The following is an 11,128-nucleotide window of genomic DNA, read 5'->3' on the forward strand; positions in this document are numbered from 1 at the left end:
GCGTTGGCCCGGCAGCTCCTGGCAGAGATCACCGGCACGCCTGGTGAGCTCCAAGCCGAGCTCGATGCAGCATCTCGGGCAACCCCCGAATCCCCTACCAAGAAGGGCGTGAATCGCCGCTTGCGCTGAGGGCGGCAGCTGCACACTAGGCCGACCGCCCGGGTCGACGCCTTTGCTGCCAAGTGGGAAAGCGCGTTGATCTGGGACGGACCACTTCTATCGAGGACGGCCCCATGCTCGACCTGTACAACATGATCGGTGCACTGATCCCCACGGCTGGCCCCACCAAGGCCCATCCAGATGACGCTTACCGTGAAGGCTACGCTGCCGCGATTGACGACGCGTTGAAGAAAGTCGACCAGGCACCTGACGCATCCACGGCCGCGATCGCCTTCGCGCTGGAAACCGACGAAGGCATGACCTTTCTGCGCTGCTGGAACGAAGGCGACTTCGATGCCATCCGCCGTGAGTGGCCGGAAGCGCCGGATAACGTCTTCGAGGGCGCCGATCCGCTGTTCAAGCGATCTCCTTCGCAGGTTTCGGCTGGCTAGCACCCCGACGCGCTAGGCAGCCGCTCATGCTCATCCACTTGGTACCACGGTTCCTGACCTGTCCAGCCTCCGGTCCGCACGTCCAGCTGATCAACCTGCGGATCGACTCGGTGGGCCTGCTCCTGCGTGATCGGGTGGACCTGGCCACACGCCGGCCGATGCCGAACAAGCGCATGGCGATTGGCTGCAGTAAGCGCGGCCGGATGGCGCGGGTAGGTTTGCTGATCGATACGCTCCAGCCGGCCAAGCCGTTCACCGTGGTGTATCGGTGGGCGGTCGCGGCAGAGCAGGTGATCGTCCATCGCGTGCACTATGAGCTGCTGGGCGAGCCAGGCGCCTACAAGGTCGTCTCAGACAAGATGGCGACTTGGCCACAGCGGCCGACAGAGCATCAACACTCGATCCCGACCTTCGTCCAGCCGCGGCTGGAAGCGACGTGCCTGGTGCCCCACGACAAGGTCGTCAACCAGCGAGTAGGAAGCAACGGGCTGCTGCTCGAGCGCGAGGAGTCGTTCCAGGTCCCGCTGCTGGAACGGGGCGATTGGTTCAAGCGGCTGTACGATTCCCTGTGTCATCGGGCGCCGCGCCTCGCGGACGTCGTGACCTGTCCGCTCGGTACCGCAAGCCAGGGGGGCGATCCCTATCCCTTTGCTGGCGGTGAGGACTAGGCCGGAGTGCCAGCGAAAGATTCTTTCGCTCTCTGGATACCGCCTGGCCGGATCTCTGCTGCCGCTACGCCTTTGTAAGATTCTTACACGGTGAAACCGCCTGATAGCGTGCCACCGTGCATAGGTGGCCTAGGCCTCGGCCGCCTGGCGCAACCGAGCAAAATTGCCACTGAGCCGCACCAGCTGTCTGAAGCGTCTTTTGAATGCCAGGCGCGTGAAGGCCGGCGCCCAGGGCACTATCTGGTTGGGAAGCGGCTGGATCCCCTCGAGCGACGGCCAAGGCGGACCCGGCGGGAGCAGATTGCGTCGCTCGGTTGCCATCAGCACCAGGTCTGCCTCCTTGATGCTCGCCGGCATCTGCTCAGCGATCTCGAAGCGCGCTGCGATGGCCATCCAGATTCGCGCCTCGATCGCCTTGAAGCCTGGCAGCAGGTTCTTGAGGGGACTCACCATGTCGCCGACATAGGCCTCGGCGGCATCATGCAGCAGCGCGTGAAGCGCGTCCGCCGGCGGCACCAGGTGGCTAGCCAATACGCTGTGTTGGCCAACGCTGTAGTGGGTCTGGGTATAACCCGCGAATCGGCAGATGTTCGCCAGTGCATGGGCAATGTCATCCATCACCACCATGCCGGCTTCAGGGGCCAGCAGGTCAAACTGCTTGCCAGACTGGGTGAGGATCCAGCTTGAGCTCATTCGCTACTCCCGTGAGGCGAAAGACCAGGTGGTGGCCAACGTAACCCATCTCCGTCGACGCGCTAGTGCCAATAACCGCCTGTGGCGGGGCCTCAATAGCGAGGGCGCTCCTCTGCCCGCGCGGTTCTCCACGCTGGCGGATCGTGGACCGCAGCCGACGCTCAACCGGCGAGCTGGGCGCAGCGCAGTGCCAGCTTGTGGTGGTAGTCGGCACCGGTGCAGGTACGCTCCAGGCGGATGACTTCGTCGAGCGCCACGTCGCGCCCGCTGCGCTCAGCAGCGGCCCTGGCCAGCGCTGCGCACATTCGGACGACATAGCCGGGCGCGAGATATCTCGGATCGCGGGCGAGATCACCCTCCGTGGTACCGCGAGCTTGTAGCGCCCGCTGGATGATTCCTGCATACGGTTCATAGTCCATCTGGGGCACGATCCTCTCCTTCAAAGGTTTCCGCGTAGCGTAATGCGGTCCGTACCAGACGACGTCCGCCGGCGGCACGCGTGGCCTTCTGCGTCTTTTCGATCACACGGCGGAGGCCATCGCGCGCAAGATTCAAGCTGGTCGCCTCTCCGTCCGTGGCTTCAAAAAGCGCGTACAAAATACCGTCGGCTTCCTGCAAGGCATCCAGGTCCTCGGCCGACACGTAGATCGTTGCTCCGCTCACGGCTGTTCCGCTCGGGTGCTCTGGGCTGCGTTCATCACTAAGCGACGACGGCGCTGCGCCGCCTCCACCATCGCGCCTTGATATGAGTCGTTCACGTCGTTCTTCTCCTGAGTAATGGGTGTTGCTTCGATCGGCCAGGCGTCGCCGCCACCGGCCGAATCGGTGACTTGACGCTATGCCGCAGCTGTTCGCTGCGGAGTGGCCACTGCGGCGCGCCAGGGGTCGTTGGCCCGGGCAATCGCCGCCATGTGCGGCGGGGAGACGCTGATGCCGCACATGTGGACCTGCTCGGATTTGGTGAACGGCTTGCCGTCATGGCCAAACTCGATCTGGTAGGAGTCCGGGAAGCCCTGGGCGCGGTACAACTCGCGCGGCTGCAGCATGCGCAGGCCGATGTCGACCACGACGTAAGGGGTACCTCCGATCGTGACGGTGACGAGCGCCAGCCGGTCCTTTGTGGTGATGGTGGGGGAGGGCTCGTCCGGCCGGCTCGTGTTATCCGCACCGTAATAGCTCATCAGGAAGGCGGCGACGCGCAGGGCACCGGCTTCGACTTCCGGCGAGAGCTGCAGCTCGACTACCGAGGTCTTGCCGCCGCCGCCGGCGGTGATGGTCGGCGCCGGTTTGTCGACGCGTTGGCCGACGGAGCCGCCGAACTGCCGGGACAGAAAGGCGGTGATCGCACCGTGGTGCTGGCCCGAGGCACTGATGGTGTGGAGCGGCTCCTCGAGTGAGCGGGCATCGCAATTGCCGCGCAGATGAGCGAGGGTGGCCACCGCCAGGCGCTGTTGGCTGCCCGTGTTGGTAATAGTGGTCATCGGCTGTTCGACGCTGTGTGCAGGCGTGGTGTTGAAACCGCCGTTCGCCTGTTCCAGGAACGCCGTGCAGACCCCCATCGCATGCGCCGCGCCGGCGGGGCGCTGACATTCACCGCCACTGGTGATGGTGGGCATCGGCTCATCGGCCGCGGCGCCGGCGGAGTCGAAGCGGAATTTCACCAGGTGCGCAGCCGCGACCGCGTGCTTGATCCCACCGGCCATCACCGTGCCCAGCGGCTTGTCCAGGCCCGGTACGCGCGGTTCTTGCCCCTGGCGCTCGCCGTAGCCCACCGATACGAGCGTGGGCGCCACCACCGCGCGGTGGTTCTCGGTCAGGATGCTCCCCAGCGGGGCGCCGGCGTCGGCAGGCTTCCCTGCATAGGCCGGGCCTCCCAGGCCGATCAGCGTGGGGCTGACCAGCATCTGCTCGCCGCGGTTGGCGCACGTCACGGTCGGCAGTGGCTCACGCGGGTCGTGCACCCGATCAGCGCCCTGGTGGGTAGCCGGCACGATGATCGGGCTTGCCACCGCGAAGGATCCGCCTCGAGGCCAAGCCGTGATGGTGTGCAGCGGCTCACCCACCGAGACGGCCGCCTCTCGGGACCAGTTGGCGATCGGCACGATGAAGGGATCAGCCGACTCCAGGACGAATTTGCGCAGGCCCTTGGCGACGCGGCGAAGCGTGGCCGCAGCCAACGGCTTTTTGCGCTTGAAGATCGACGGGCACGGGACCGACCAGTCGATGCACTCAGCGGCGACGCGCAGCGGCTTCTGTCCCTTGGCCGGCTTCTTGGCGTGGGTCTGTGCTGGCCAGACGATCGGCTGACCGTCGCAGCGAGCGATCATAAACAAGCGCTCGCGGCTAGTCGGCGCACCATAGCTGGAGGCCCGGCCGACCTCCCATTCGACTTCGTAACCCATGCCCTGCAGCAGCTGCACGAACCGGCGCCAGCTTTGCCCCTTGCGCTTGGGGTCAGGCACGAGGAACTGGTTGCGGACCGGCACCTGCTCACCGACCTCGGCTACCCGATTCACGAACTTCTTGGGCTTCGTCGGGTGAGGGATACGATCCAAGGTCACGACCCGGCCGGTGGCAGGGTCGCGCTTGGCGATCAGCGGGCCCCACTGCAGGATCTGCTTCACGTTCTCGAGGCTGATAACCCGTGGACGCTTCTTGCCCGCCCATTTCAGCCCAATCCAAGAGAGGTTGCGGATCTCGTGCTGCCGCGGCTGTCCGCCGGCCGCCTGGCTGTGGTGGGTGCAGTCGGGCGACATGTGAAACCATCCCACCCGGCGGCCGCCGCACTCGGTGTCGGGGTCGCCCTCGAAGACATCGGTGGTGAAATGCCGCGCCGCCGGGTGGTTAGCGGTGTGCATGCTGATGGCTTTTGCAGAGTGGTTCTTGGCCACCGCAACTGGGCGCCCCAGGCCCATCTCGAGCCCGGTCCCGGCGCCGCCGCCGCCGCAGAAGAAGTCGACAACGATCTCATCTTCCTGGGCGGTGAAGCTCAGGCTGTACTGAGTCTTGAAGTCGACAGGAGCTTGCTTGCGGGGAAATGCGGTCATGGGGAGGGGCCTCAGTGCGTCGAGGCGCCAGCCGCCTCACTGAGCCCATCCTCCAGGCGTCTCTGAAAACGCAAGCTCGTGAGCCTGCACTAGCGGGCCGGCGACGTAGCCACTGGCTGCCTCAGGCAGGTAGGTCCTCAGAAGATGCGGGGTAGGGAAAGAATCTTTCGCTCCCCATCATCAAGGCGTCGTGACCCGGGCGCGGACCGTCGCAGGCCTGGACTCCACCGTTTTGATCTGCAGCGGTGTCGTTGCGGTCGGGGCATCGTTGATCGGCCGCACCAGCACCGTCACCCTTGCAGCAGCCGAATAGGCGCCCTCGGGGTCGCGTGCCCGGTAGGTGAAGCTGGCTGTGCCATTCCAGTCCTTGGCCGGCTCGAAACGCAGGTTGGCGCCCTGAATGGTTGCAACGCCCACGGTCTTGAGTGGCGGAGAGACCAGCTCGAAGTAGGAGGGCGGCGCCGAGTCGATATCGGTACCTGACAGCGTCGTCTCAACCGGCGTGTCCTCGTCCGTGGTCAGGGAAACCGGCTGGACGACGGGCGGATCATTCACCGGCATGACGACGATGGTGACGGTGGCGATATTTGAGGTAGCGCGGCGGTTGTCGGTGACCTGGAAGGTCATTGAGGTAGTACCAGACCAGTCCGCTGGCGGCCAGTACGTGATAGTCGAGGTGCTCTGCGAAATGGTACCAACGCTTGGTGGTTGAATGACGGAATAGGTGACGATGTTCCCGTCTGAATCGTACGCCTGCAGGTTGAACCGGCCTATGGCGTCTTCGTTGACCGTGGCCGTCGAATTCAGGGCCGTTGGTGGCGTATTGGGAATGACTCGGGTGATTTCGCACCCGTTGCCGGTGTAGTGAACATACCGTGCGGTAATGACATAGTTTCCGTAAATCTGCCGGGCAGAGTCGAGGCACTCCGCATCGAACTTTGCTTGGTAGCCAGCCGGGCCGCCTTTGTCCCTAACATCGGCATCCGCCGCTTCGTTCCAGCGTTTGCGAAAGCTTTCATAAGTATCGTTGTACTTTGGAATGTCACCTTGCCAATAGGTCCAGCCGCCTTGATCGGGGCACCGACCTAAGTTGGTGGGGTATTGCCGATAGACTGAAATGATGTGGTTTTTCCAGCCACTGTCCAGTCCACCGTTCCAATACCCGGGTGAGTTCGAGTCGCAGATGAAGGAGTTCTGGCTGAAGGTCGTGCCGACCTCGTCCGCACGGGACAGCGCGCTGAAGAGGCTGAGCAGGAGGAGTAGGGCCGCAGCGACGATCGTGATCGGTGCAGGTGCGGTTGGGCGCGAAGGCATAGCCACCTCGGCATAGGGGAGTGGGACAAGTAAACGGGACATGGGATAGCCCTGGGGCGTGAGTTCACGCCGTGGAAGGGGATTCAACTGGCCGTTCCAGACGCGCGGGCGTCGATGAAGTCGAGGATGCGGTTGATCCTCCACATCGCATGACGGCGGGAGCCCGGTATCGATCGAGGTGTTTTTCGCACCGCTCGGACCAATAGCCGTCCAAGCTGAGCCGCCGGCCGATCCGAAAGCTCCAAGGCCTCGAAGGCATCCGTCGCGTCCTGCAGCTGCAGAAAGCTCGCGACGTAGCACCAACGTGTGGCCAGGCGAAATCGCCTGATGGTTGGCTGGAAGAGCAGGTAGACCCGCTCGCCGCCGGCAGTGAAAGAGCTGCGTAGTACTTCCATGGGGCGCCTCATGTGACTGGGTCAGTCGAGGCTATTGCCTATCTCCAGAATGCAAGGCTGGCGAGCTGTCACTGGCTGACCCGGGCACGCGTGGTGACCGGCACCGATTCCTTCGTCCTAATCTCGAGCGAAACATCGGTCAGCGCAGGTGTGTCGTTTACCGGCCGCACGGTGACGGCGACCGCCGCCGGCGCCGACCAGGCGCCGGCGGTATCCTGGGCGCGGTAGGTGAACTGGGTGGCGCCGTTCCAGTCCTTGGCCGGCTTGAAGGTGGCGGTGGCTCCGGCGAGGGTGACCTGGCCAACCGCGGCCGGCGGCATGGCGACGAGCTGGAAGGCAGTGGGGGCAGGGGAGTCGATGTCCGTTGCGGACAGCAGCACGCTGGCCTGGGTGTCCTCATCGAGGCTCAGAGTCTTGGCCTCGGCGACGGGGGCATCGTTCACCGGCCGGATGGTGATCGACACGGTGGCCGCGTTCGACCAGGCGCCGCTGGGGTCCTGGGCGCGATAGGTCATCGACGTAGCGCCATTCCAGTCAGTCGCTGGCGTGAAGACAACGGTGTTCCCGGCGAAGCGCGCGGTGCCCGCGGCTGCAGGCGCCGCGCTGACGATCTGGTAGGTGAAGGTGGAGTGGTCGTCGGTAACCGGCAGGGCGCCGCTGGCCGGCGTGTCCTCGTCGCTAGTGATCGCCAGGTTGCCGGCGACCGGCGTCCGGTTGTAGCAGGTGGCGGTATCGATCCAGGCGGACTCATTGCACCGGCTGCCGTCGCTGTAGACGTCATAGGTGCGGCGTTGGGTCCAGGGTCCCGTCGGCGTCGCTGCCGGGCAAGCGAGCTGGCGCGTTTCCGATGCGCTCGAGGCATAGACCGCGGTGCAGGTGTTGCTGGTGGTGGTCCAGCCGGAGTCATTGCGCTGGCTGCCGTCGGACCACACCTCGTAGGTCCGCCGCTGGTTGATAGTGCCCTGGGGCTGCGTAGCGGGGCAGCTCTGGTTTCTGTACTCGGTCTGGGTCGAGTTGTAGACGGCCTGGCAGGTGCGGCTCGTCTCGCTCCAGCCGGAATAATTGCGGCGGCTGCCGTCGGACCACAGCTGATACGTTCTGCTTTGGGTCACCGACCCTGCGGGTTGATTGACGGGACAGTTAGCCTGCTGGCTCTCGGATTCTGTCCGAACGTAGTACACGTTTGCGGCCTGGCAGATCGACCAGGTGTACGCGGTGCCTCCGCTGTCCGGTTGCGATGAAGAGTATGGTCCGACGAAGTAGCGCCTACCCTCTCGCTCTACGATCGCGGATCCATCGCCACCCCACTTCGATCCTGGCCAGTCATCCCAGACCATCCACGATGCGTCCGGCGGACCAAGCACCGCGGTGTATCCGTTCGCCGCGGAGCGGGTCGTGAAGTAGCCATAGGAGCAATCAGCTCCTGACATCAGCTCCGGGTGATAGCCCTGCGTCGGCGGGTTGGGGTATGCCATGCCGTAGTTGGGCGACATGAGTGCGCCGCCAGCAGACAGTGCGATCAACAAACGACGGATCATGGTTACTCCCCCTATGGAGCGGTCAGCGGATGATTACTGCCCGCGTGGTCACCGGCAGGGACTCCTTCGTCCTTATCTCGAGCGAAACATCAGTCAGCACGGGCTCGTCGTTTACCGGCCGCACGGTGACGGCGACCGCCGCCGGCGCCGACCAGGCGCCGGCGGTATCCTGGGCGCGGTAGGTGAACTGGGTGGCGCCGTTCCAGTCCTTGGCCGGCTTGAAGGTGGCGGTGGCTCCGGCGAGGGTGACCTGGCCAACCGCGGCCGGCGGCATGGCGACGAGCTGGAAGGCAGTAGGGGCAGGGGAGTCGATGTCCGTTGCGGACAGCAGCACGCTGGCTTGGGTGTCCTCATCAAGGATCAGGCTCTTGGCCTCGGCGATAGGGGCATCATTCACCGGCCGGATGGTGATCGACACGGTGGCCACGTTCGACCAGGCGCCGCTGGGGTCCTGGGCGCGGTAGGTCATCGACGTCGCGCCATTCCAATCGGCCGTAGGTGTGATTACGACGGTGTTACCGGCGAAGCGAGCGGTACCCGCGGCTGCAGGCGCCGCGCTGACGATCTGGTAGGTGAAGGTCGAGTGGTCGTCGGTCACCGGCAGGGTGCCGCTGGCCGGCGTGTCCTCGTCGCTGGCGATCGCCAGGTTGCCGGCAATTGGCGTCCGGTTGTAGCAGGTGGAGGTGTCGCCCCAGGCCGACTCGTTACGATGGCTGCCGTCGGTGTAGAGGTCATAGCTGCGGCTCTGGGTCCAGGTGCCGCTCGGCGTCGCGGCCGGGCAGCTCAGCTGACGGCTCTCCGATCCCTTGGACGAGTAGATCGCGGTGCAGGTGTTGCCGGTCGTCCTCCAGCCGGAATCATTGCGCCGGCTGCCGTCCGACCAGACCTCATAGGTCTGCTGCTGCGTAATGGTGCCCTGGGGATGAGTCGCCGGGCAGTCCTGATTGCGGGACTCCGTTTGCGTCGAGTTATAGACCGCCTGGCAATTACGGCCGGTCTCGTTCCAGCCGGAATAGTTGCGCCGACTGCCATCGGACCAAACTTCGAATGTGCGCTGCTGAGTGATGGAACCGCTAGGATGAGTCGCTGGGCAGTTCGCCTGTTGTGTTTCTGACTGCGTGCTTTGATAGGTCGGTCCGAAATCCCCGCAGACCTCTTGATGGTCGGAGTTTCGGTCGGTCATTCCCCCAATGCGGTAGCGTTTGCCGTTGGAGGCGGTGAAGTAGCCCCCCCGCTCAATCTCGATATTGTCGACGCTGTAGAGCTCTTGCCCCTCGATGTAGAGGTAGCGATAGAGCGTGTCGTTGGTATCTCCGCTTGCGTATAGCCAGAAGTAGGTTGCGCCATCGAGCTTGCATGTCTCGGCTTGCGCTGTGCTCGTCCAGGCAAGCGCGCTCAGCAAAAGTGCGAGCAAGACTTTTTGATTGGCGGATAGAGCTTTCTGCAGGCGGGACATACTGATGGCTCGATAGGCATTGCCGATAGCCCATTGTGGTGCCGTCAAAAGCCTACTTTGGGGTCGATTCGAGCCAGTGCAGGGCGTGGATAGAGGGGACCGCCGGCGCAGCGCTTGCGTTTTCAGAAGTGAGGGGATGCTTGAGCTTTCTTAAGGAGCAAGCCATGACCACCACCCACTTCTCTGCTGCCACGCGCCGCGTGTGCGGCCACACCGACAACGCATCCTTCCACTACCAATCCAGCAAGGCGCGCCAGGATGAAGAGCGCTACGCGCGCTATTCGCTGTGCAGCGACTGCTCCAAGCAACTGCGATCGGCCTGGGCGTGTGCGCCTGCGGCGCAGGCTGTCGCCGAATCGGGACTTCCTGACCTATGGGGTGGCTCTGCCAAGCAGCAGGCGTGGGCGGACCGCATTCGGCGCTCACGGCAGCTTCAGATTGCGGGCTTCCGCAGCCACGCTGCTGCCACGCAAGAGCCTCTGCTCGAGCTGGCGCGCCTCACCCTCGACCTGATGTTCCGCATTCAGGATCCAGGCTTCTGGATCACGTCGGAGAAGGCCGGCTTCCACGTTGACGCGCTCAAGGTCGACATGGAGCTGCTGTTGAAAGGCAGGCTTTCGCCGCTGGATCGCACGATGACCGGCTCCGTCGTCGGATACTGGCTGCAGGTCGATTGGTCGGTCATCAGCACGCTAGCGCGTGACGTCACCGATCGGATCAAGCCGCGGCTCGCAGGCGAAGCGTCGGAGGTAGCACCTGCGCTCATGCAGACCGCGTTGGGTGGCGTGCCTGAAAGCGCCCAGGCCGCGCCAGTGTGAATAGTGAGCTTTAGCTTGGCTTGCAGCGATCATGCGCACGCCAGGTGCTCCTGCGCGGAGGAGGTGGTAGGCCATCCGTGGCCTGGGTGAACCTAGTCCTGGTCGACGTTGTTGCCTTTCCGCCCGTCCGGGTTCGCCCGGACATAAGGCGTTCCGTTGCGGGTCACGATCCCGAAATGCGGGTGCTTGCCCGCTTCGACTTCCCGCACCAGCTGAGGCCGCGGGACAGTGCCCCGGCCTGGGATGGTGTAGGACTGGTTCTCGCGGTTCTTGCCGTCACCGTTGCCGCGAATGTGCTTGGCCATGCTCAGTCCTCCCCGAAGTCGAAGACAAGCTGTGGTTGCGGCAGACAGCGGTAGTGCTGGCAGACGTCCTCCCAGCGCCCGAAGCGGAAGCGCCGATAGCGGTGAACGAACACGGTTTTGACGCGAGGAATGCGCCGAATACGACAGCGGCGGAGTGGTACGTTGGTCATGAAGATGGACCCTCAAATAGAGCAAGTTTGAGGGTGAGCGGCGCCTCGACCGTCATCAAAACCCTTTGACGTGTGAATCACGTCGGGCGTTAAATACGGCCTTCCGAAATGCTGCTCACCGGTGTCGTTTCGGAGCCACGGGTGGCTGCGGTGCGCCCTAGGAAGCTAGTCGC

General features: G+C 64.2%; 12 protein-coding genes. 3 read left to right on the forward strand and 9 right to left on the reverse strand.

The window, feature by feature from the left end:
• The first annotated feature begins 233 nt into the window (after window positions 1–233).
• Together QMX82_RS07860 and QMX82_RS07865 are read left to right on the forward strand one after the other, a co-directional pair.
• A complete protein-coding gene (locus tag QMX82_RS07860; protein WP_064306902.1) occupies window positions 234–551 on the forward strand; it encodes a hypothetical protein in 318 nt (105 codons plus the stop codon).
• Window positions 552–577: 26 nt separating this feature from the next.
• Entirely contained in the window at window positions 578–1,219 is a 642-nt protein-coding gene (locus QMX82_RS07865) for a DUF6012 family protein (protein ID WP_064306903.1), read from the forward strand.
• Window positions 1,220–1,348: 129 nt separating this feature from the next.
• Here QMX82_RS07865 and QMX82_RS07870 read toward each other — a convergent pair whose 3' ends face one another.
• The 8 genes from QMX82_RS07870 to QMX82_RS07905 form a co-directional block, all read right to left on the reverse strand.
• Entirely contained in the window at window positions 1,349–1,912 is a 564-nt protein-coding gene (locus QMX82_RS07870; protein WP_064306904.1) for a hypothetical protein, read from the reverse strand.
• 161 nt (window positions 1,913–2,073) lie between these two features.
• Window positions 2,074–2,331: a hypothetical protein gene (locus tag QMX82_RS07875; RefSeq protein ID WP_178121682.1), complete on the reverse strand. Its 258-nt coding sequence runs from the start codon at window positions 2,329–2,331 to the stop codon at window positions 2,074–2,076.
• Window positions 2,321–2,575 (reverse strand): hypothetical protein, encoded by a 255-nt coding sequence (locus QMX82_RS07880; RefSeq protein WP_064306906.1) that lies wholly within the window; start codon window positions 2,573–2,575, stop codon window positions 2,321–2,323. Before QMX82_RS07880 ends, QMX82_RS07875 begins: the two co-directional genes overlap by 11 nt.
• A gap of 173 nt (window positions 2,576–2,748) precedes the next feature.
• Window positions 2,749–4,959 carry a DNA cytosine methyltransferase gene (locus tag QMX82_RS07885; RefSeq protein ID WP_064306907.1) on the reverse strand — a complete coding sequence of 737 codons (2,211 nt, stop codon included), beginning with the start codon at window positions 4,957–4,959 and terminating at the stop codon, window positions 2,749–2,751.
• A 180-nt stretch (window positions 4,960–5,139) separates the two neighbouring features.
• Window positions 5,140–6,315, reverse strand: a complete 1,176-nt coding sequence (locus tag QMX82_RS07890; RefSeq protein ID WP_156522260.1) for a tandem-95 repeat protein — start codon at window positions 6,313–6,315, stop codon at window positions 5,140–5,142.
• 41 nt (window positions 6,316–6,356) lie between these two features.
• On the reverse strand, window positions 6,357–6,668 hold the full coding sequence (locus QMX82_RS07895) for a hypothetical protein (RefSeq protein WP_156522261.1): 312 nt from the start codon (window positions 6,666–6,668) through the stop codon (window positions 6,357–6,359).
• A gap of 68 nt (window positions 6,669–6,736) precedes the next feature.
• On the reverse strand, window positions 6,737–8,206 hold the full coding sequence (locus QMX82_RS07900; RefSeq protein WP_082900351.1) for an Ig-like domain-containing protein: 1,470 nt from the start codon (window positions 8,204–8,206) through the stop codon (window positions 6,737–6,739).
• A 22-nt stretch (window positions 8,207–8,228) separates the two neighbouring features.
• Window positions 8,229–9,662, reverse strand: a complete 1,434-nt coding sequence (locus tag QMX82_RS07905) for an Ig-like domain-containing protein (protein ID WP_064306911.1) — start codon at window positions 9,660–9,662, stop codon at window positions 8,229–8,231.
• Between the two features lie 164 nt (window positions 9,663–9,826).
• On the opposite strand from QMX82_RS07905, the gene QMX82_RS07910 reads away from it, so the two are divergent.
• Complete coding sequence (locus tag QMX82_RS07910; RefSeq protein WP_064306912.1) at window positions 9,827–10,480, forward strand: hypothetical protein; 654 nt, start codon at window positions 9,827–9,829, stop codon at window positions 10,478–10,480.
• 92 nt (window positions 10,481–10,572) lie between these two features.
• On the opposite strand, the gene QMX82_RS07915 is transcribed toward QMX82_RS07910, so the two are convergent.
• The gene (locus QMX82_RS07915) at window positions 10,573–10,785 is read right to left on the reverse strand and encodes a DUF3892 domain-containing protein (RefSeq protein WP_064306913.1); all 213 of its coding nucleotides are present in this window, start codon (window positions 10,783–10,785) and stop codon (window positions 10,573–10,575) included.
• Window positions 10,786–11,128: the final 343 nt, after the last annotated feature.

The organism is Pseudomonas sp. PS02302 (assembly GCF_029959585.1).
GTDB lineage: Bacteria > Pseudomonadota > Gammaproteobacteria > Pseudomonadales > Pseudomonadaceae > Chryseomonas > Chryseomonas aestiva.